This is a genomic window from Pseudomonas sp. GW821-FHT02H09, from assembly GCF_059421425.1.
Genome location: NZ_JBWKVA010000004.1, coordinates 82,640 through 103,586, shown reverse-complemented (window position 1 = coordinate 103,586; position 20,947 = coordinate 82,640). Strand labels below are relative to the sequence as shown.

The 20,947-nt window shown below is 58.3% G+C and carries 16 protein-coding genes; 10 read left to right on the top strand and 6 right to left on the bottom strand.

Going from position 1 to position 20,947, the window contains the following annotated elements; genetic code table 11:
* Positions 1-17 precede the first annotated feature (17 nt).
* Positions 18-1,871, top strand: coding sequence for a polyurethane esterase (locus AC07VR_RS06845; RefSeq protein WP_495010796.1), 1,854 nt, complete (start codon positions 18-20; stop codon positions 1,869-1,871).
* A gap of 258 nt (positions 1,872-2,129) precedes the next feature.
* Here the strand turns inward: AC07VR_RS06845 and AC07VR_RS06840 are convergent, their stop codons facing one another.
* Positions 2,130-2,348: a YgdI/YgdR family lipoprotein gene (locus AC07VR_RS06840; protein WP_495010795.1), complete on the bottom strand. Its 219-nt coding sequence runs from the start codon at positions 2,346-2,348 to the stop codon at positions 2,130-2,132.
* Positions 2,349-2,566: 218 nt separating this feature from the next.
* Here AC07VR_RS06840 and AC07VR_RS06835 point away from each other — a divergent pair, with 218 nt between their 5' ends.
* Together AC07VR_RS06835 and AC07VR_RS06830 are read left to right on the top strand one after the other, a co-directional pair.
* On the top strand, positions 2,567-4,219 hold the full coding sequence (locus AC07VR_RS06835) for a VRR-NUC domain-containing protein (RefSeq protein ID WP_495010794.1): 1,653 nt from the start codon (positions 2,567-2,569) through the stop codon (positions 4,217-4,219).
* Positions 4,216-6,486 (top strand): ATP-dependent DNA helicase, encoded by a 2,271-nt coding sequence (locus tag AC07VR_RS06830; RefSeq protein WP_495010793.1) that lies wholly within the window; start codon positions 4,216-4,218, stop codon positions 6,484-6,486. Before AC07VR_RS06835 ends, AC07VR_RS06830 begins: the two co-directional genes overlap by 4 nt.
* Before the next feature lie 69 nt (positions 6,487-6,555).
* Here AC07VR_RS06830 and alr read toward each other — a convergent pair whose 3' ends face one another.
* Positions 6,556-7,794: an alanine racemase gene (gene alr, locus AC07VR_RS06825; RefSeq protein WP_495010792.1), complete on the bottom strand. Its 1,239-nt coding sequence runs from the start codon at positions 7,792-7,794 to the stop codon at positions 6,556-6,558.
* A 261-nt stretch (positions 7,795-8,055) separates the two neighbouring features.
* Positions 8,056-8,853: a DJ-1/PfpI family protein gene (locus AC07VR_RS06820; RefSeq protein ID WP_494994923.1), complete on the bottom strand. Its 798-nt coding sequence runs from the start codon at positions 8,851-8,853 to the stop codon at positions 8,056-8,058.
* A 341-nt stretch (positions 8,854-9,194) separates the two neighbouring features.
* Between AC07VR_RS06820 and AC07VR_RS06815 the strand changes: the two genes are divergently transcribed.
* The 4 genes from AC07VR_RS06815 to AC07VR_RS06800 are packed head-to-tail and all read left to right on the top strand — an operon-like array spanning position 9,195 to position 12,697.
* Complete coding sequence (locus AC07VR_RS06815; RefSeq protein ID WP_494994924.1) at positions 9,195-9,806, top strand: paraquat-inducible protein A; 612 nt, start codon at positions 9,195-9,197, stop codon at positions 9,804-9,806.
* Positions 9,803-10,417 carry a paraquat-inducible protein A gene (locus AC07VR_RS06810; protein ID WP_494994925.1) on the top strand — a complete coding sequence of 205 codons (615 nt, stop codon included), beginning with the start codon at positions 9,803-9,805 and terminating at the stop codon, positions 10,415-10,417. The genes AC07VR_RS06815 and AC07VR_RS06810 overlap by 4 nt, the downstream gene beginning before the upstream one ends.
* Positions 10,410-12,083, top strand: a complete 1,674-nt coding sequence (locus AC07VR_RS06805; RefSeq protein ID WP_495010791.1) for a PqiB family protein — start codon at positions 10,410-10,412, stop codon at positions 12,081-12,083. The genes AC07VR_RS06810 and AC07VR_RS06805 overlap by 8 nt, the downstream gene beginning before the upstream one ends.
* Before the next feature lie 5 nt (positions 12,084-12,088).
* A complete protein-coding gene (locus AC07VR_RS06800; protein WP_495010790.1) occupies positions 12,089-12,697 on the top strand; it encodes a PqiC family protein in 609 nt (202 codons plus the stop codon).
* 232 nt (positions 12,698-12,929) lie between these two features.
* On the opposite strand, the gene gudD is transcribed toward AC07VR_RS06800, so the two are convergent.
* The gene (gene gudD, locus AC07VR_RS06795) at positions 12,930-14,282 is read right to left on the bottom strand and encodes a glucarate dehydratase (protein WP_495010789.1); all 1,353 of its coding nucleotides are present in this window, start codon (positions 14,280-14,282) and stop codon (positions 12,930-12,932) included.
* Positions 14,283-14,365: 83 nt separating this feature from the next.
* Positions 14,366-15,694: an MFS transporter gene (locus AC07VR_RS06790; RefSeq protein WP_495010927.1), complete on the bottom strand. Its 1,329-nt coding sequence runs from the start codon at positions 15,692-15,694 to the stop codon at positions 14,366-14,368.
* Between the two features lie 570 nt (positions 15,695-16,264).
* On the opposite strand from AC07VR_RS06790, the gene AC07VR_RS06785 reads away from it, so the two are divergent.
* The 3 genes from AC07VR_RS06785 (at position 16,265) to AC07VR_RS06775 (ending at position 19,096) form a co-directional block, all read left to right on the top strand.
* On the top strand, positions 16,265-16,975 hold the full coding sequence (locus AC07VR_RS06785; RefSeq protein ID WP_494994959.1) for a FadR/GntR family transcriptional regulator: 711 nt from the start codon (positions 16,265-16,267) through the stop codon (positions 16,973-16,975).
* A gap of 211 nt (positions 16,976-17,186) precedes the next feature.
* Positions 17,187-18,437: a 2-aminoadipate transaminase gene (locus AC07VR_RS06780; protein ID WP_495010788.1), complete on the top strand. Its 1,251-nt coding sequence runs from the start codon at positions 17,187-17,189 to the stop codon at positions 18,435-18,437.
* Between the two features lie 272 nt (positions 18,438-18,709).
* On the top strand, positions 18,710-19,096 hold the full coding sequence (locus AC07VR_RS06775; RefSeq protein ID WP_495010787.1) for a LysR substrate-binding domain-containing protein: 387 nt from the start codon (positions 18,710-18,712) through the stop codon (positions 19,094-19,096).
* A gap of 142 nt (positions 19,097-19,238) precedes the next feature.
* On the opposite strand, the gene phaC is transcribed toward AC07VR_RS06775, so the two are convergent.
* Positions 19,239-20,942 carry a class I poly(R)-hydroxyalkanoic acid synthase gene (phaC, locus tag AC07VR_RS06770; protein ID WP_495010786.1) on the bottom strand — a complete coding sequence of 568 codons (1,704 nt, stop codon included), beginning with the start codon at positions 20,940-20,942 and terminating at the stop codon, positions 19,239-19,241.
* Positions 20,943-20,947 lie beyond the last annotated feature (5 nt).

The following is a 20,947-nucleotide window of genomic DNA, read 5'->3' as shown; positions in this document are numbered from 1 at the left end:
CAAAGAGAGGCAATACCATGGGTGTCTATGACTACAAAAAACTCGGTACAGAGGACTCCAAAGCGCTGTTTTCCGATGCGCTGGCGATCGCTCTTTACTCCTACCACAACCTGGATAACGGCTTTGCCGCCGGCTACCAGCACAATGGTTTCGGGTTAGGACTGCCGGCCACGCTGCTCTCTGGGTTGATCGGCGGCGCCGACTCCCAGGGTGTCATTCCAGGAATACCGTGGAACCCTGATTCGGAAAAAGCCGCATTGGACGCGGTACACAAAGCCGGCTGGACGCCGATCAGCGCCGGGCAACTGGGTTATGACGGCAAGGTCGACGCACGTGGAACCTTCTTCGGTGAAAAGGCCGGTTACACCAGTGCCCAGGTCGAAGTGCTCGGCAAGTACGACGCCGAGGGTCACCTGACCTCGATCGGCATTGCCTTTCGCGGCACCAGCGGCCCGCGGGAATCGCAGATCAGCGACTCCATCGGCGATGTGATCAATGACCTGCTGGCTGCCTTCGGGCCCAAGGATTATGCGAAAAACTACGCGGGCGAAGCCTTCGGTTCGCTGCTTGAAGACGTGGCCACTTTTGCCAGTGCCAACGGCCTCACCGGCAAAGATATCGTCGTCAGCGGCCATAGCCTGGGTGGCTTGGCGGTCAACAGCCTCGCCGACCTGAGCACCGATCACTTTTCGGGGTTCTACAAAGATGCCAACTACGTAGCCTTTGCCTCACCGACCCAAAGCAGCGGCAATAATGTGCTCAACGTGGGCTACGAAAACGATCCGGTGTTCCGCGTGCTGGACAGTTCGTCACTGAACCTGTCGTCGGCGGGCGTGCACGATACCCATCAGGATTCGGCAACCAACAACATTGTCAGCTTCAACGATCACTACGCCTCCACGGCCTGGAATATCCTGCCGTTTTCCATCACCAACATCCCGACCTGGATCTCCCATTTGCCAACCGGTTACGGCGACGGCATGACCCGGGTTCTTGAATCGAAGTTCTACGATTTGACGAGCAAGGACTCGACCATCATCGTCGCCAACCTTTCGGACCCGGCGCGCAGCAACACCTGGGTCCAGGACCTGAACCGCAACGCCGAACCCCACAAGGGCAGCACCTTCATCATCGGCACCGACAGCAACGACCTGATCCAGGGAGGGCGCGGCAACGACTACCTGGAGGGTCGCGATGGCAACGACACCTTCAGGGATAGTGGCGGCTACAACATTCTGCTCGGTGGCAAGGGCAGCAACACCCTGGATTTGCAGCAGTCGGTGAAAAACTTCGATTTCGCCAACGACGGCGCCGGGACGCTGTATGTTCGTGATGCCAATGGCGGCATCAGCATCACCCGCGACATTGGCACGCTGACCAGCAAGGAGCCGGGATTTATGTGGGGCCTGCTCAAGGACGACGTGACCCACAGCGTCACCGACAAGGGCCTGCTCGCCGGCAATACCCTGACGCAGTACGCGTCGGCAGTGAAGGGCGATGCGGGCGACAATACCCTCAAGGCGCATGCCGGTGGTGACTGGTTGTTTGGCCTGGACGGCAACGACCACTTGATCGGCTCCACAGGCAACGACGTCTTTGTCGGCGGTGCCGGCAATGACCTTATGGAGTCGGGAGGGGGCAGCAATACCTTCCTGTTCAATGGTGATTTCGGCAACGACAAAATCCTGGGTTTCCAATCCACCGACAAACTGGTGTTCCAGGGTGTCGAAGGCGTGGGCCAAAGTTATGACTACCGGGAGCATGCCAGCGCAGTGGGTAGCGACACGGTACTGACCTTTGGTACCGATTCGGTGACTCTGGTAGGTGTTGGACTGGATCACTTGTCAGGCGCCGGCATCGTCATCGCCTAACCACAACAAAGTGCAGCGCGAACCCGACACCCCGTCTTCGCCGCTGCGCTGTCACGCATAGAACACCTGTAGGAGCACGGCTTGCCGGCGATGGCATCCTTGAGATCGCCATCGCCATCGGGAGCAATCGAGCGTCGATCGGCTGCTCCTACAAAAAAACTATATATTTCAATTAGTTAATTTTAGTTCTATAAGCGCTGCCGATAGGCTCGGGCCGCGTCAGGACGATCTTTTCGGGGCACCCGCAGGTTTCAGGATTCAGTCTTCATGGCGAACGGTGACGACATCATCCGCCTTGATCTTCACCCGCTTACCCGAGATGTCTTCGAATTCGTAAAAGCCATCCCTGGTTTTCGGCGTTTCTTTGGTCAAGTACTGGGTGCCATTGTGCAGGGTCACGACCGTCGGCGAGGCGCAGCCGCCCAATGCCAGAAGTGCCGCTACTGCCAGCGGCAGACCCAGGATTCTAACGTTCATGCATAAACCTCTCGTTCAAAAGGCACTTGATCACCTCCACTCAAGCGAGTCATGAAGGCAGTGCTGTCCGCGTTGGTGTGACTAACTGAAAGAAAGTTCGTACCGGCAAGAAAAAAGTCCGACGCCCGGCCGCTTATCCAATACCGTTTGCAAGCGCCGGGGCTGAGCTGGTATCTGTATGCATAACCAGTATCCCATTCATGTGGCGCGCTTGATCCGTGACTTCCAACCCGCTCGACAATCCGTTCTATTACCTGAACAACTTCGTGCAAGTTCTCGCCTGGCTTGAGCAACGTTATGCCGACGTGCTGAGCGCTGAAGAGCAGCAGTTCATTCTCGACTTCGGTCATCTACCCCAAGCGTCCCAGGCGTTGCTCGTCAGAATGGTGATGCGCAAAGGCGTGCGCTTTCGAGCGGGCAAACTGCATTACCAGGAAATCGGTGAGATTGAGCCGGCGGTTGCACCGTTGCGGCGTCTGGGTTGGGTCGATGAGCACGCGTCGCTGACGATCGAAGAACTGTTCGATGTCTTGCAGAAACCGGAAATTCTCCAGTGCTTCAAAGCCGCGATCGATCAACCCAAGGCAAAAAAAACCGATTGGCTTGCGTCTTTGAGCGAGCAGTTCAGCGAAGCGCACACATTCAGCCAATGGTGTCCGACCCTGGACGATCAACTCCTCACCTTGACCATCATGGGCCTTTGCGATCGGCTGCGGCTAATGTTCTTCGGCAACCTGTATCAGGACTGGTCGGAATTCGTATTGGCGGACCTGGGCGTCTTCACCTACGAAAAAGTCGAATTTTGCTCCGAATCCCGTGGTTTGCGCAGTCGTGAAGACGTGGATGATTTTCTCTACCTGCACGATTGTCAGGGGCGTTTCGAAGCCGGTGAGCCATTGAACGAGGTACTTGAGCACATCAATGCCCTGGACACAGCCAACCCCTGGCTTGAAAGGCGCCGCGCCAGGCTGCTGTTCCAGATAGGCCAGCACTGCGAGCGAATCGCCGATCTGCCGGCAGCCCTGACAATCTATCGCGCCTGCGCTTATCCCGGCGCGCGGCTGCGCTTGATCCGTGTGCTAGAGCGCAGCGGTGACTACTCACTGGCAATGACACTCGCCAGCCAGGCCGGGCAATGTCCGGAAAATGCCGCAGAACAACAGCAACTGCTGCGAGTCCTGCCAAGGCTGCGACGCAAGCTCGGTGGCCCGCCCATGCCTCGGGCGGTCGCTCGGGATACATTGCGGCTCGATCTTCGCTTGCCGAGAACCGATCCGGCGTTATCGGTCGAACTCCATGTTCAGGCGCATCTCGCCGAGGAGTTGGCGCCGGTGCACTATGTCGAGAACAGCCTGATCAACTCCTTGTTCGGGCTGCTCTGTTGGCCGGCGATATTCGCGCCGTTGCCGGGGGCGTTTTTTCACCCGTTTCAACGCGGGCCGGTCGACCTGCTCAACGAGGATTTTCATTCACGGCGCGCCGAGCTGTTTCAGGCCTGCCTGGCAGAATTGGATGATGGCCGTTACACACAGACCATCCGCACTCGTTACGCCAGCAAATCGGGGGTGCAGTCGCCTTTCGTGTTCTGGGGCGTCTTGACCGATGACTTGCTCGAGCAGGCCCTTGATTGTCTGCCGGCCGAGCACCTCAAACACTGGTTCAATCGCTTGCTGCTGGACATCAAGGCCAACCGTTCCGGCATGCCCGACCTGATCCAGTTCTGGCCGCAGCAAAAGACCTACCGCATGATCGAAGTCAAAGGCCCGGGGGATCGCCTGCAAGACAACCAACTGCGCTGGCTGGAGTTCTGTCATCAGCATCAGATGCCGGTGGCCGTCTGTTATGTGCAATGGGCGGAGCCGGACGCGTGAGCTACAGCATCGCGGTACGCGCCTTATGTGAATTCACGGCCAAGGTCGGCGATCTCGACTTGCGCTTTACCCCGTCTCCCACAGCGCTGGAAGGCATTGTCGGCCACCGCACTGTCGCCTCGCGACGTCACGAGGGTTATCAAACCGAAGTTGCGCTGCAGGGGCAGTACCAGCAATTGCGAGTCAGGGGTAGGGCGGACGGCTATGACCCCAACCAGAATCAGCTCGAAGAAGTGAAAACCTATCGCGGCGACCTGAGTGCTATGCCGGCCAATCATCGTGAGCTGCATTGGGCTCAGGCAAAAATCTATGGCTGGTTGATGTGCCAGAAATTGCAGCTGCCCGAGATCAGCCTGGCGCTGGTGTATTTCGATATCGTCAGCGAAAAGGAAACCCGGTTCGTTGAAGCCTGGAGCGCCGCCGGGCTGGAGTTTTTTTTCAATCGTCACTGCGGTTTGTTTTTGCAGTGGGCCGGGCAGGAGATGACCCACCGCGACGAGCGGAATCAGGGGGCGCAGCGGTTGTGTTTTCCCCACACCGACTTTCGCCCGGGGCAACGCAACCTGGCCGAGTCGGTCTTCAAGGCGGTAAGCACCGGTCGCTGCCTGATGGCCCAGGCACCGACCGGCATCGGCAAGACCGTCGGCACGCTGTTCCCGATGCTCAAGGCGCTGGCGCCGCAGCAACTGGACAAGGTGTTTTTCCTGACCGCCAAGACGCCGGGCCGCAAACTCGCGCTCGATGCCGCCCGGGTTATCTACGACAGCGCACCCGATCTGCCGCTGCGAGTGCTTGAACTGGTGGCGCGAGACAAGACCTGCGAACACCTGGACAAAGCCTGCCACGGTGAATCCTGTCCCTTGGCGAAGGGGTTCTATGATCGTCTGCCCGCGGCCCGGGAAGAGGCCGCGCAGGTGCGGTTATGGGATCAGAGCAGCCTGCGGGATATCGCGCGCAGGCATGAGGTCTGCCCGTACTACCTGAGTCAGGAGATGGCCCGCTGGGCCGATGTGGTGGTTGCCGACTATAACTACTATTTTGACTTCAGCGCCTTGCTGTTTGGTCTTGCCCAACTCAACCAGTGGCGGGTTTCGGTTCTGGTTGACGAGGCCCACAACCTGGTCGAGCGCGGCAGACAGATGTACAGCGCAAGCCTCGATCAATCCACTCTGAACAGCGTGCGCAATAATGCGCCAGAGCCGTTGAAGAAATCCTTGCAACGACTGAACCGCGAATGGAATGCCCTGCACAAAGAGCAGATTCGCCCCTATCAGGCCTACGCCCAGGCGCCGGGGAAACTCCTTCAAGCGCTTTCGCTATGCGTCTCGGCCATTGGCGATTACCTCAACGACCATCCCCAGGGCCTGGACAGCGCTCTGCAGGGGTTCTATTTCGAGGCGCTGCAATTTTCCCGGGTCGCCGAGCTGTTCGATGAGCAGTTCCTGTTCGATGTGAGCAAGCGTGACCTCAACGCCAGACGCAGTGTGTCGCAGCTCTGTTTGCGCAATGTAGTGCCCGCCGGTTTCATCCGGCCACGGCTCACGGCGGCCCGCAGCAGCGTACTGTTTTCCGCGACCCTGAGTCCGCAACATTACTATGCGGATTTGCTGGGCCTGCCGGCGAACACCGTATGGATTGATGTCGAATCACCGTTCACCGCCGACCAACTGGAGGTGCACATTGTCAGCCAGATATCCACGCGCTTCGTACACCGGCAGGCATCGCTTGCGCCCATCGTCGAATTGATCGCTACTCAGTTCGAGCAACGCCCGGGCAACTACCTGGCGTTCTTCAGCAGCTTCGATTACTTGCAGCAAGTGGCGCAGCTGTTGGCCGATAAGCACCCGCACATTGGCCTCTGGTCACAGTCGCGGGGCATGGACGAAGGGCAGCGCCAGGCCTTCCTCGAGCAGTTCACGATGAACAGCCAGGGAATCGGTTTTGCCGTGCTGGGCGGGGCGTTCGGCGAAGGTATCGACTTGCCGGGCGCACGGCTGATCGGCGCGTTTATCGCTACCCTGGGGTTGGCCCAGCTGAATCCGGTTAATGAACAACTGAAGCAGCGCATGGCCGCGATCTTTGGCGCCGGCTATGACTACACCTACCTGTTTCCTGGCGTACAGAAGGTTGTGCAGGCCGCCGGAAGGGTGATCCGAACCCAGCAGGACCATGGGGTGGTGATGTTGATCGATGACCGTTTTGCCGAGTCCAGGGTCCGGCAATTGCTGCCGCGCTGGTGGTCGGTTACCGGCCACACATCTGGATGATTGGTTTTGTCGCCTCGCCAGTGCCGCGGCGAGGCTTCAGGTTCGCACCTGTGTAGCGTTTACCGGCGGCTATCGGCTCTTGAGTATTTTCGGGTTTGAGTTGCCCCAGATCGTGTAGAGGTCCGCCAACAAGGCGCCGTTTATGGTTTCCAGTTCGGTCTGGGTAATTTCTTCATCACCCTGTTTGCCATACAGAACGACTTCATCTCCCGCCTTGACGCCCTGGATGCCACTGACGTCGACCATCAGCGTGTTCATGGTGACCTTGCCGATCACCGGGGCGCGCTGACCGTGAATCAGCACGGAGGCCTTGTTGGAAAATGCTCGTCGATACCCATCGGAGTAACCGGCCGGTATGTTGGCGATCAAGGAGTCTTTGCTCAGGGTAAAGGTTCGGTCGTAGCTGATGGTGCTGCCCGCCGGGTAGGCGTTTACCGCCGCAACCCGCGACTTGAACTGCATGACCCGCTGAAACTCGTTATGCCCGCCCACCGGGTAGCCATAAAGCGCGGCCCCTGGGCGAACCATGTCCAGCCAACCCTCAGGCACCTCAAGGGTGGTAAAGGTATTGGCGCAGTGCAGGGTGATCCGGCTACGGTCCAGTCCGGCGTGCTCGATCAGCCAGCCTGACTGCTCCTTGAAGCTGGCCAGGCCCCGCAGTACATCCTCTCGTTCTTCCACCGGGAAGTGGGTCATGATCCCGACGATATTCAGGTGATCCAGCCGAGTCAGATCCACTGCCTGTTGTTGCCCCTGGGCAGTGCTCATTTCCAGGCCGTTGCGGCTCATGCCCGCCGAATTCAGCGCCAGGTGTACAGGCAGTTTCACGCCTTTGCGCGTGGCCAGTTCGTTGAGCTGGCGTGCAACGTCCAGGTTGCCGACCAGTTCTTCGATGTTGTAGCGCAAAGCATTTTCCACTTCGCCAACGGTGGCGCTGCGCAAACGCATCAGACGGCCCTTGAAGCCTTTTGCCCGTGCAACACGCGCCTCCTCGTTGCTTGCCACCCCGATACAGGTGACGCCCATCCTGATGGCGGAAGGGATCAGTAGAGCGATGCCATTACCATAGGCGTCGGCTTTCATCACGGCGCACATCTGGCTTTTGCCCGCCAGCCGTTGCTGGAGTTTGGTGATGTTTGCTTCGAAGGCGGCCTGATCGATCTCCAGCCAGGTATTGGCCTGGTTCGATCGACTATCGGCGCGTGGGTGTTCCGGGGCGGGATCGAGCAAGGGCGCAGCGTGGACCACCGGCATCATTGTCGTCAAAGCCAGAGCGAGCGTCAGCGTGCTGAGCATGAAACGAGGCATATCGAGTCTTCCATTCAAGATAAGGAGAGGCCCAGGCACCGGTGCAAATGGCATCAGCCAGATCCAGGGGGGCACTGTGCGGACAGCCCCGAAATTCTTATGCAAAGACGTCGTTTGTTTGTGTGGTGTTCATGGCCGGTTACAGCGCAAAACGCTGTTGATTGGGGGTGAACGGCGACACATTGCTTATCGGTGGTGTAAAGGCCAGATACGCAAGGGGCGTGAGTGATACCGGCGATGCTCGCGCCGTATCCAGTGCGCTTATGGCGACACCGACGTTGGATCGTCTGTAGTTGGTTGCGAAACTGCAACTCGGGCTTGTTCCAGCATCGTCACCAACTCACCCGCAAACCGGTGGCAATCGCCCGGCCAGCGTGCCGTCAGTAGATTGCCATCGCGGACCACGAAGCCGCGGTGCGGCTGCGCTGCCGAATCGCGTAGCGGCAGCAGCGGCCCGGACATAAAGTCGTCGGGGCTGGCCAGTTCGGCTTTGACTTCCTCCTCGACCGTCTGTGGATACGTGCGGTAGTAGCGGCCGAGCAACGGGGCGGTAACCGCCCAGGCCAGCAGTTCCATGCTTTTCAACAGTGCAGTAGCCTTGCGTCTGTGCAATACCGATAGACCGGAGTCAGGGTCCAGAGTACGGGCCAGCACCACCACCCCGTGGCAGACGGCGGCGACCGGTTTGTTCGCTTTGAAGAAGTGCAGGGCGATGCGCCTGGCCTGTTCCGACTCCAGCAAGCTGCGCATGCCGACGGCATGGCCGCCGGGAATCACCAGCCCTTCGAATCGGGTGGGGTCGACATCGGCGTAGGCCATGGGTTTGCGGAACCCATCGTCAGTGATCATGGATTGGTAGTGCTGAAGATCGGCGTTACGTGTCATCAGAAACGGGTTCAGCGGACCGAAGCCAATGGCGACCAGCCGCGGGTCCGCATAGGCGGGCAAGCCATGGGGAGTGGAGAAACACACGTCAATGCCGGCTTGGCGCAGTGCCTGCCAGGGCACGCTGCTTTCGGTGGGATCGTAGTCGGCTTGAGGTAGCAGGAAGAGGATCATTCAGGCTCGCTCGCGTTAATAATGTGTGAGTGGTTGTGGTTGATCACGTTAGCGCAGCTTTAGTGGCCTGTACGGCTGGTTCTGTTAGTCAACTTCGGTGCCAGCAGCCCATATCCTGCGTTGCTGTTCCTCGCCATAGCGGGCTATGACTCGTCACAGCGCCTTGGCTCTGGGCCGCCGGCATCCGAATTTGAGCTAACGAACCAGCCGTACAGGCCACTAGGCGGCGGCAACAAAAGAGTTAACGGCTTTTCGATATCAATCGGGTCTATGATAATTTGGCTCCCCAAGGACAATGGCACATTAAACCTATAGATCCTCAATGCACCTCGGTCGAGCCCATGACATCTTCCCCAGCCTGGATCATCTGCGAGCACTGCGACTCGGTGTACAAGCCCGTAGCCTTGGCCAAAGGTGAGACCGCACGTTGCGTCCGTTGCTCGGCCATTCTGGACCGTGGTGGCCAGCTCAGCATTCAACAACTCCTCGCGCTGTCCATCAGCGCGGCGCTGCTGTTCGTCTTCGCCAACGCCTTTCCGGTCATATCCATCAGCCTGCAAGGCCTGAGTAACCAGGCGACGCTGTGGCAGTCGGTGGAAGCCCTGGCGCAGGGACAAATCAGCGTGATGGCGGCAGTGGCGGGGCTGACGATCATCCTTGCGCCAATGCTGCAAATCATCTTGTTGTGCTGGGTACTCGGTTTTGCCCTGCTCGGGCGCGCGGCTCCGGGCTTCAAGGTCTGTATGCGGTCCCTGGAACAGCTGCGCCCCTGGAGCATGCTCGAAGTGTGTTTGCTGGGGATTCTGGTGGCGATCATCAAGCTGGCCGGCATGCTCGATGTGCATCCAGGTCTCGGGCTGTGGGCGCTGGCGATGCTGACTGTGCTGATCATCCTGATCTCGGGTAAAGGCATCCGCAGGCTGTGGAAAGACCTGGAGGGGGTGATTCCATGAGCCTGCCGCCCTATGCCAGCGAAATGAATCTGGTCTTGTGTCATACCTGCGGCCAGGTTTGCCCATTGGCGGACGCGCGTTGCTTTCGCTGCGACGCCACTGTGCATCGACGCAAGCCCAATAGCCTGGCCCGTACCTGGGCACTGCTGTTGGCCAGCATGATTTGCTACATCCCGGCCAATGTGATGCCGGTGATGTACACCAACATCTTTGGCAGTGGCAGTGAAAACACCATCTTCAGCGGGATCATGGAGTTCTGGCACGCAGGCGAGTGGGACCTGGCGCTGGTTATTTTCATCGCCAGCGTGGCGGTGCCGTGCATGAAGTTTCTGGTACTGGGCACGCTGCTGATTACCTGTCAGCGCCGCAGTCGCTGGGCCATGCGTGAGCGGGCCAAATTGTATCGGCTGGTCGAAGTGGTGGGTTACTGGTCCATGCTCGACGTGCTGGTGGTGGCCCTGATCGCCGCCCTGGTGCAGTTTCGCTCGCTCAGCACCATCGATCCACGGATGGGCATTCTATTTTTTGGTTTGGTGGTGGTACTGACGATGTTCGCTGCCATGAGTTTTGATCCCAGGCTTATCTGGGACGCAGAGGTTGAAGATGCCTGATCACCCAAGTTCCTCCGATACACCTGCTCCGGGTACCCCTGAGATCAAGCGTCGGCGTTTCAACGTCTCCCTGGTTTGGCTGGTGCCGATTGTCGCGGCGCTGGTGGGGTTGTCGATGGTGGTGCATAACGCCAGGCAAGCGGGGCCGCAGATCACTGTGAGTTTTCTGACTGCCGAAGGGCTGGAAGTCAACAAGACCCAGGTCAAATACAAGAACGTGGTAATCGGCAAAGTGACCTCGATTGCCCTGGCAGACGACCGCAGTCACGTCGAGACCACTATCGACCTGGATGCTTCAGCCAAGTCGTTTGCGACCGATGACTCGCGCTTCTGGGTGGTGCGCCCGCGCATCGGCGCCAACGGTGTCTCCGGGATCGATACGCTGTTGTCCGGCGCCTTTATCGGGGCCGATGCCGGCGAATCGGACAACACCAAAGATAACTTTGTCGGCCTGGAAACCCCACCGCCCATTACCTACGGTCAGAAGGGCAAGCGTTATACCTTGCGCACCGACAACCTTGGCTCGCTGGATATCGGCTCCAACGTCTATTACCGCCGCATTCCGGTTGGCGAGGTGGTGTCCTATCAACTGTCCGAGGACGGTAAAGGCGTCGAAGTGCAGATCTTTGTCCATGCCCCGAACGACCAGTTCGTGACTAGCGATACGCGCTTCTGGAACGCCAGCGGCGTCAATGTCAGCCTGGGCGCCGATGGCCTGAAGGTGAACACCGAATCGGTGGCATCGATTCTGGCGGGGGGCATCGCGTTCGTTGAGCCCAAATACAGCCCCAATCCCCAGCAGGCCGAAGAGCATGCCAAATTTACCCTCTTCAATGATCAGGACACCGCCATGGCGCCAGCCGATGGCGAGCCACGCTACATCCGTATGCGCTTCGATCAACCCTTGCGCGGCCTGGTGGTCAACGCGCCGGTGGAGTTTCACGGGGTGAACCTGGGCCGGGTGGTCTCGGTTGACCTGGATTATGACGAGGACAAGAAAGACTTTCCGACCATTATTGGCGCCGTGATTTACCCAACCAGGCTGGGTAAGGCCCATGAAAAAATGTTGAAACTGCGGGGCGCGGAAGATGAAACCAAAAGTGCGCAATTGATGGCCGAGTTAGTCGCGCGCGGGCTCAGGGCGCAGGCTCGAACCGGTAACCTGCTCACCGGGCAACTCTTCATCGCTCTGGATTTCGAGCCTCATGCAAAACCGGTGACGTTCGACGTGACGGCACGGCCGATGGATATTCCGACGATACCGGGCAGCCTGGATAAACTTCAGGAGCAACTGCAAAACGTGGTCGACAAGATCAGCAAACTGCCGATCGACCAGATTGCTGCCAACCTCAACGGTAGCCTTGGCGAGCTGCAGAAAACCCTGACAAAGGTCAATGGTGAAGTGCTGCCGCAAATGCGCGATACCCTGGTGGAGACCAGAAAAACCATGGCCTCGGCCAATGACAGCATTTCCGAAGACTCTCCGCAGCGCCAGCAGTTGGGTCAGACGATGGAAGAAGTCCAGCGTACTGCTCGTTCGGTGCGGGTGCTGACCGATTTCCTGGGCCGGCATCCCGAGGCACTGATCCGCGGGCGCCTCAAAGACAACCAGCCCGATAGCTATAAATCGTCGACTTCATCCTCTCGGGACATTGACCAGCAATGAACACCATGACTCTTCGTTCCCTGGCCATTTTCGCCACAGTGGGCCTGGCCGCCTGCAGCTCGGCGCCGACCCACTACTACACGCTGGTGCAGACGGCGACGGATAGCACTGCACGCACGAATATCGCCGCGCCAGCCTTCCAGTTCGAGATGCAGCCAGTGCGCATACCGGTCCAGGTCGACCAGCCACAAGTGGTTGTTCGCCAGGGCAGCGCAGCCTTGGCGATCCTCGAAACCTCGCGCTGGAGCGCACCACTGGCCGACGAATTCCATGACGCCCTGGCCGACCAGATGGAGCTCAAGCTGGGTGTCCGGGAACAGGCAGGCTTACCCAAGACCCCGGGGCTCCCGACACTCTCGCTGCAAACCGACGTCCGGCGTTTCGACTCACTGCCGGGCCAGTACGCCTTGATCGATGTGGTCTGGAGCATCAGCCTGCGCGGCGATGGCGAAAAGCGTCGTAGCCTGACGTGCAGCAGCGTCATCCGCCAACCCGCCGGCCCGCAGGTGCAGGATCTGGTGTCGGCCCATCAGCAGGCCATCGGGCAACTGGCGAGCATCATTGCCGGCGCCGCGCGCACCTGGTCGAAACAGCAGGGGACAGGGTGCCCTTAGGTCAGTTGAATGGCCAGGGCATAGGTGTCTACACAACTTGAAATACGGTGAAGGGCTACGCCCGTAGCAGCTGCCGAGCCTGCGAGGCTGCGTCCGGCCGCGAAGCGGTCGTAAAATCAGGCAACACGTTCTTCCAGGTAAACCGCGTGCACAGGATTTGCGAGGACTGCGTCCTCGAACGCAGCCTCGCAGGCTCGGCAGCTGCTACAGGAGTTGGAGCAGTGGTACGGGTTCAGCGCACCAGGCACGGCTGTTTGTTGTTGAATTTCCAGCCAGGGATCAGAAACTGCATGGCAACGCTGTCGTCCCGCGCGCCGAGCCCCATGCCTTTGTACAGCTCGTGAGCCTTGGCGACTTGATCCATATCCAGCTCGACACCCAGCCCTGGTTTTTTTGGAACTTGCACGCAGCCATCGACTATTTGCAGCGGTGCTTTGGTCAGTCGTTGACCGTCCTGCCAGATCCAGTGAGTGTCGATGGCGGTGATTTCACCCGGCGCAGCAGCGGCCACGTGGGTGAACATCGCCAATGAGATGTCGAAGTGATTGTTGGAGTGCGAGCCCCAGGTCAGACCCCATTCGTTACACATCTGTGCCACCCGGACCGAACCCTGCATGGTCCAGAAGTGCGGGTCGGCCAGCGGGATGTCCACCGATTGCAGCTGGATCGCATGGCCCATTTCGCGCCAGTCGGTGGCGATCATGTTGGTCGCTGTTTTCATGCCGGTCGCACGACGGAACTCAGCCATGACTTCTCGACCGGAAAAGCCGTTCTCTGCGCCACAGGGATCTTCAGCGTAAGCCAGCACATGATGTTGATCGCGGCATAGGCGGATGGCTTCTTTCAGCGACCAGGCGCCATTGGGGTCCAGCGTGATGCGCGCGTCGGGGAAGCGCTCGGCCAGGGCGGTAACGGCCTGGATTTCTTCATCACCGCTTAACACGCCGCCCTTGAGCTTGAAGTCCTTGAAGCCATAACGGGCATGAGCCGCTTCGGCCAGACGCACTACGGACTCGGCAGTCATGGCTTGTTCATGGCGCACGCGGAACCAGTCGTTATCCGCATCCGGTTCGCTTCGGTAGGCCAGGTCGGTCTGATTGCGATCACCGACATAAAACAGATAACCGAGCATTTTCACTTCATCGCGCTGCTGGCCTTCACCAAGCAGGGCTGCGACCGGTACGTCCAGGTGTTGACCCAGCAGGTCGAGGAGGGCGGCTTCTAGGCCGGTGACGGCATGGATGGTGATGCGAAGGTCGAAGGTCTGCAAACCGCGGCCACCAGCGTCACGTTCGGCAAAGGCCTGGCGCACGTTGTTCAAGATTTTCTGGTAGGTGCCAATGCTGTTGCCGACCACCAGTGAGCGGGCATCTTCGAGGGTCTGGCGGATGCGCTCGCCACCAGGCACTTCGCCGACACCGGTGTGACCGGCATTGTCCTTGAGGATGACGATGTTGCGGGTGAAGAACGGACCGTGGGCGCCGCTGAGGTTGAGCAGCATGCCATCGTGACCCGCCACCGGGATGATCTGCATGCTGGTAATAACCGGGGCTTTGCCTGCGTCTTGAGCGTTCGAGGGGTTCATTTCGTTATCCTGTACATTCGTATTCGTTTGATCCGGGGCCGCAGCCTGGCGTTGATCGGCCATGGCGCTCGACCCCGTCCTTATCAGGAGTGGCTAGGTTGGTGTTGGTTTGCTGTCGCGACAGCCGGTGCGCCTTTAGGCTTGTTACGCGCGGCGAAGACGATGATCGCGGCGATAATGGATGTCGCGGCCAGGCCGTACAAACCACCCTGGATCGAGCCGGTGCGTTCTTCCAGCAATCCAAAAGTCGTCGGTGCAACAAAGCCACCGAGATTGCCGACCGAGTTGATCAGCGCGATCACACCGGCGGCGATTCGTGCATCCAGATACGCCTGTGGAATCGGCCAGAACAGCGACGACGCCGACTTGAAACCCAAAGCCGCAAAGCAAATGGCAACGAAGGCGAAGATCGGTCCTCCGGTGGTGGACATGAACATCCCCACAGCGGCAATCAACAGTGCAACGGCGACCCAGGCTTGCTGGTGCTTCCACTTGGCCGATAGCGAGGCGAAGGCGTACATGCCGACGATGGACAGCAGCCACGGAATCGAATTGAACAGCCCGACCTGGACGTCGCTGAGATCGCCCATCTTCTTGATGATGCTCGGCAACCAGAATGTCGCGGCATAGATGGTCAGCTGGATGAAGAAGTAGATCAGACAGAACACAATGATCTGGCGATCCTTGAGCAGTTTGCCCAACGACGGTTTGATCGGCGTTGCTGCTTCGCGCGCCAGTTGTTCTGCATCAATGGCATTGACCAGTGCATCCTGCTCGGCGCGGGTCAGCCATTTGGCATCGTGGGGTCTGGAATCAAGCCAGAACCAGACGAAGACGCACAGCACCACCGAAAACAACCCTTCAATGAAGTACATCCACTGCCAGCCGTGCATGCCAAAACCATTGATTTGCAGCAGCAACCCGGACAAGGGGCCGGAAATCAGAGAGGCAAACGCCGAGCCGCTGAGAAAGATTGCGATCGCTTTACCGCGCTCCACACCGGGCAACCAGCGGGTGAAGTAATAGATCACGCCGGGGAAGAAGCCTGCTTCGGCAACACCCAGGAGGAATCGCAGAATGTAGAAGTGGGTTTCGTTCTGAATGAACGCCATGCAGGCGGCGACAATGCCCCAGGTCAGCATGATGCGGGTCAGCCAGATACGGGCGCCGACTTTTTGCAGGAGTATGTTGGAAGGGACTTCGAACAGCGCGTAAGCGATGAAGAACAAGCCGGCACCGAAGCCGTAGGCTGCGGCACCGATGCCAAGATCGTGCTCCATGTACGAACGCACGAAGCCGATATTCACTCGGTCAATGTAGTTAACGATAAACATGATGACAAACAGGGGCAGGACATGACGCTTTACTTTCGCAACAGCCGAAAGCAACGCCGGATCTGCGCCGTCACTCACCTTGGAATTGGATGTGCTCACAATCTGATCTCCCACTCGTTATTTTTATGCGGGGTACGACTGAATTAAGTGTCAGGCGGGTGCCTAAGGGGCGGTATCGAAATCGGTGACAGGGGAGGACAGTAGGCCTGCAGAAAGGAGGGTATGAAGTGCTTGTGGATTCATGGTGAGTCAGCCTGCTTCGCGGTTTTTGTTAGGAGAGGTGCGATTTTTGTTGATAGACATCATACAACTGAGATTTTTCCATCACAAGCCAGGAAAGTTGATTTTGTCGTTCTAAAATTGCCGTTTTTTATGCATTCAAACTCGCTAAAAGTGCTGTGTAACCCCTAATATAGGCGATGGATGAGGTTCTATAGAGTTTTGTCGAGGTTCTGATTTTACTGGGTTCGAAACGAAGATTTTCTGAGGGAGAGCCCAAAAAGTGTCGGGTTACAGGCCTTTTGTTGAGTGTTGTCATACAACATTGATCGGTTTTTGATGCGCCGTTTCATGACAGATATGGAAGGCGCGCAACACAAAACCGGCAAGGTGTTACGATTCGATAGCCCGGATTTGCGGATGATCATTATGCAAAATACCCCTGATGCACCTGCTCGCAAGCGCTCCCACAATCTTGCCCATGAATTGGTTACGGTGCTTACCCAAAGCATTTTGCTGGGCCAAATCAAACCCGGGCAAAAGCTTCCCGCAGAAAATGCGATTGTTCGCGAGCAGGGTGTCAGTCGTACGGTAGTGCGTGAGGCGATCTCGAAATTGCAAGCCTCCGGTTTGGTGGAGACTCGCCACGGCATCGGCACTTTTGTGCTTGAGCGCTTACCCGAGCAGGGCTTGCGACTGAATGTCGATACCGCCATGAGTGTGCGCAACATTCTGGAGTTGCGCATGGGCCTCGAAACCCAGGCGGCAGCCCTGGCCGCAACGCGTCGCAGCCCGAAACAGTTGTCGCAGATGCGTAAAGCACTGGATGACTATCAGCGTTTATTGGCCAATAACGACAGCTGTGTCGAAGCGGACCAGCGCTTTCATTTACTCATTGCCCAGGCCACAGGTAATACCTGCTTTACCGAAATCATGCAGTATTTGGGGAGTTCCATGATTCCCAGAACTCGGGTGAACGCCACTGAGCGTGGCGGAGCCGACCTGGCCAGGCTCGGACACCTTGCCAATCTTGAGCACGAAGCCATTCTCAATGCCATCAAAAAGCAGGACCCGGACGCCGCCCGAGCGGCGATGTGGTTACATCTGACGAACAGTCGTGAGAGGTTTTCTGCAGATTGAGACATCGGCGTATTGCAACCGTGCGGGCGATGCGCTGGATAACCTGCGTCTGATGCCGCAGGCCGGGGAGGCGGTGTTGCGGTAAACGTAGTCTCAGGGTTTTGCACATCCCGAATCCGGGGAATAACCCGGAGAGTTTATTTCGCTTGTGGGGACCGCTCGATCACCGCTTACATAGAGGGCACTCTCATTGTCAGCAGGATGACCGGCCATGGCCTGTGCCTCTATCAGCAGCTCTATTTCCTTCGTTCATCCGATCAGCCTGAGTCACGGCAAAAATGCCGAAGTCTGGGACGTGAACGGCAAGCGTTACATCGATTTTGTCGGTGGTATCGGTGTGTTGAACCTGGGCCATTGCCACCCGCGCATTGTCGACGCCATTCGGGAGCAAGCCACCCGATTGACTCACTACGCTTTCAATGCGGCCCCCCATCAACCCTATGAACAGTTTATGGAGCGGCTGGCGGCATTTGTGCCGGTGAGCTATGCACTCGGCGGGATGTTGACCAACAGCGGTGCCGAAGCTGCGGAAAATGCCTTGAAAATCGTCCGCGCGCATACCGGCCGCACGGCGGTGATTGCCTTCGACGGCGCATTCCACGGGCGTACCCTGGCCACCCTCAATCTCAACGGCAAAGTCGCGCCCTACAAGCAGAAGGTCGGTGTCTTGCCCGGTCCCGTTTACCATTTGCCTTATCCGGGCAAAGACACAGGTGTCACCGCCCAGGACACACTAAAGGCCTTGGACCGGCTATTGAGCGTGGAAATCGATATCGATGAAGTGGCCTGTTTCATTGTCGAGCCGGTGCAGGGCGAGGGCGGCTTCCTGGCGCTGGATATCGAATTCGCCCAGGCATTGCGCAAGCTCTGCGACGAGAAGGGCATTGTTCTGGTCATCGATGAAATTCAGTCGGGCTTTGGTCGTACCGGACAACGCTTTGCATTCAGTCGCCTGGGGATCGAGCCGGACTTGCTGCTGTTGGGAAAAAGTATTGCCGGCGGCATGCCGCTGGGAGCGGTCGTCGGACGAAAAGCCCTCATGGATACGTTACCCAAAGGCGGCCTGGGGGGTACCTATTCGGGTAACCCGATCGCCTGTGCAGCGGGGCTGGCGACGCTGGATGAAATGAGCGATGCGAATCTCTCTGCATGGGGCGAGATGCAGGAAAGCATTATCGTCAGTCGTTATGAGCGTTGGCGTGAACAAAAACTCTCGCCTTACCTGGGACGCCTGACGGGCGTGGGCGCCATGCGCGGTATCGAATTGATCACCGCCGAAGGCCATCCCGCGACGGCGCAGTTGGCCGCCTTGCTGGAAGCCGCAAGAAACAGCGGTTTGCTACTGATGCCGAGCGGCAAGTCGCGGCACATCATCCGCCTTCTGGCGCCGCTGACCATCGAACCGGTGGTGTTGAATGAGGGGCTGGATATCCTCGAAAGGTGTCTGGCAGGCATTCGCTGAACCCATCACATGACTGATCGATGGATATTCCTCTGACGGTCCTTGGCGAAAAAGAGCGTGGGTCACACGCTCTTTCTGGATTGCTCGGCAATGGCGCATCACGGGTATTTCAGGTGACAGCCCTGCGCGACATCAACTCATAGTCCACTGGTTACTTTGGTCCATAACCGCGTGACTTGCCGCATGACCTTGGGTTGCATTGCCTTCAATGGGAACAAGGTGCTCATGACCTCGGGCGCCGGATAGATCGCCGGGTCGTTGCGCAGGCTTCGGTGAATGGAAAGTCACCACCGACCTCATTGGACGAACTCGAAAAGTATCCACTGATCCACGGTTCAACCGGACAACAGGAATGGGCAACGTGGTTAAAAGCGCGGGGCAGGGAGTTGTCCGGCAACTGCAAACACATCACCTTCAATCTGGACGAACTGGCCCTTGATGCCGCTGCGCGCGGCCTGGGGATTGCCATGACTGACCGTACTCTGGCGCAAGAATTAATCAACCGTGGCGACTTGATAATTCCCTTCGGCCCGGCTCTGAAAACCTCTGGCGTCTATACCCTGTGGCTACAGTCCGGTGGTGCCCTGCATCCAGCCCGACAACCCATATTGGACTGGTTCGATCTGCAGTCGCCCCCTGGGCCAGGAGCTGCGCCTTGATGAATGACAGTGATCGTATCTTTGTTTTTTGTCTCTTGGGCGTTACCCCGAGTGACTACCGTGCCCGGTTCACAAAGACGTAGAAACGGCCCTCGAACCTGTCACTTGCGAGACAAATTCGGGGCCGGCTCAACGCAGTCTTTTATTGCATCACATAACGGCCTGGCGCCTTCTCCAGCGCCGGGTACTTGGCATTCCCGGCGTGCAGCACCGAGGGCTGGCGCTCTCCGGCGTGTCCGGCCAGCCAGTTGAACCAGTCATTCCACCAGCTGCCGGGTTGCTGTTCGGCATTCTTGAACCAGGTGTCCGGGTTTTTTGTGACCCGATTGTTGGTCCAGTAATGGCGTTTCTGCTTGGCAGGCGGATTGATGACGCCGGCGATATGCCCGGACGCGCCCAGTACAAAGCGCTTGGTCCCGGAGAGCAGGTTGGTGCTGGCGTAGGCGCTTCTCCAGGGCACGATATGGTCGTCATGGGTGGCGAGGATGTAAGCAGGGGCGTCAATCGCACGCAGATCCACCTTGGTCCCGCAGCACTCCAGCTCTCCTGATTTCAGGTCGTTCTGCAAATAGGTGTGGCGCAGGTACCAGCAGTACATCGGGCCCGGAAGGTTGGTGCTGTCGTTATTCCAGAACAGCAGATCAAGAGGAATCGGTTTTTGCCCCTTGAGGTATTTGTCGACGTTGTAGTTCCACCACAATTCGTTGGGGCGCAGCAGGGAGAAGGTATTGCCCATGTCTTCGCCACGAAACAGACCGATGGGGCCATTCACGCCGCCGATGGTGCGCTCGCGGTAGGCCACCAGTTCTTCGTCGACGAATATGTCGATGGGACCGGTATCCTGGTAATCAAGGAACGTGGTGAACAGGCTCACGCTGGCGATCTCTCGGTCGCCGCGTGCAGCCAGTACGGCCAACGCAGTGCTCAACAGGGTGCCGCCGATGCAGAAACCCACGCAATTGAGTCGCTGCTGGCCACTGATCTCGCGGGTCACTTGCAGGGCGTCGATCACCCCGTGCTCAATCAGGTCTTCCCAGGTGGTGCCTGCGTGTTCCTGGTCAAAGTTGCGCCAGGATATCAGGAATACAGGGTGTCCCTGTTCCAGCAGGTGGCGGACCATCGAGTTGTCCGGGCGCAGATCAAGGATGTAGTACTTGTTGATCGACGGCGGTACGACGAATACCGGGTGCCGGTACTGGGTTTCGCTTTGTGGGTAGTACTGAATGAGCTGGAAGAGGTGATTCTCGAAGACGATTTCGCCGGGGGTGCTGGCCAGATCGACGCCAACCTTGAAGGCACCGCTATCACACTGGCGCATTTTGCCTTCGTTCATGTCGCTGGCCAGATGCTGCATACCTGTGATCAGGCTGGCACCTTGAGTCTCAACCACACGCTGGAGCGCATCGGGGTTGCTGGCCAGAAAGTTGCTGGGCGCGCTGGCGGCGATGGCTTGCTCCACCAGGTAGCGCAGGCGTTGGCGCGCTTTCTTCTCGTCGATCAGCAGCATGTCGAGCAGTTTCAGGAGAAAGCTGGAGTTGAGCAGGTAAAACGCAGCGAGAGAGCCGAACAGTGGCTCGCTCCAGTTGCCGCTGGCGAAACGTCGATCGTCGAAGCTGAAGGGTTGACCGGTCAGCAGTTTTTGGCCGAGTTGACCCCATTGAACCTGGTAGTCCGCTTGAAGGCTGTCCAGGGTTTCGCGAGGCAGTTCGAACCAGGCGCTGTGCTCATGCCCGGAAAACCAGGGATTAGTGCTGACCCATAGGCGCAATTGTTGCACTGCAAAGGACGCGATGAACGGAACCTGGCCTGACCAATAGGTCTTGAATGTATGCGCGTTGTTGTCCATAAAAT

Excerpts from the sequence above, each read along its gene's own strand:
- AC07VR_RS06845 (WP_495010796.1), top strand. The coding sequence starts at position 18 with ATGGGTGTCTATGACTACAAAAAACTCGGTACAGAGGACTCCAAAGCG.
- AC07VR_RS06840 (WP_495010795.1), bottom strand. The coding sequence starts at position 2,348 with ATGAACGTTAGAATCCTGGGTCTGCCGCTGGCAGTAGCGGCACTTCTG.
- alr (WP_495010792.1), bottom strand. The coding sequence starts at position 7,794 with ATGCCTCGTTTCATGCTCAGCACGCTGACGCTCGCTCTGGCTTTGACG.
- AC07VR_RS06820 (WP_494994923.1), bottom strand. The coding sequence starts at position 8,853 with ATGATCCTCTTCCTGCTACCTCAAGCCGACTACGATCCCACCGAAAGC.
- AC07VR_RS06815 (WP_494994924.1), top strand. The coding sequence starts at position 9,195 with ATGACATCTTCCCCAGCCTGGATCATCTGCGAGCACTGCGACTCGGTG.
- AC07VR_RS06810 (WP_494994925.1), top strand. The coding sequence starts at position 9,803 with ATGAGCCTGCCGCCCTATGCCAGCGAAATGAATCTGGTCTTGTGTCAT.
- AC07VR_RS06805 (WP_495010791.1), top strand. The coding sequence starts at position 10,410 with ATGCCTGATCACCCAAGTTCCTCCGATACACCTGCTCCGGGTACCCCT.
- AC07VR_RS06800 (WP_495010790.1), top strand. The coding sequence starts at position 12,089 with ATGACTCTTCGTTCCCTGGCCATTTTCGCCACAGTGGGCCTGGCCGCC.
- gudD (WP_495010789.1), bottom strand. The coding sequence starts at position 14,282 with ATGAACCCCTCGAACGCTCAAGACGCAGGCAAAGCCCCGGTTATTACC.
- AC07VR_RS06785 (WP_494994959.1), top strand. The coding sequence starts at position 16,265 with ATGCAAAATACCCCTGATGCACCTGCTCGCAAGCGCTCCCACAATCTT.
- AC07VR_RS06780 (WP_495010788.1), top strand. The coding sequence starts at position 17,187 with ATGGCCTGTGCCTCTATCAGCAGCTCTATTTCCTTCGTTCATCCGATC.
- phaC (WP_495010786.1), bottom strand. The coding sequence starts at position 20,942 with ATGGACAACAACGCGCATACATTCAAGACCTATTGGTCAGGCCAGGTT.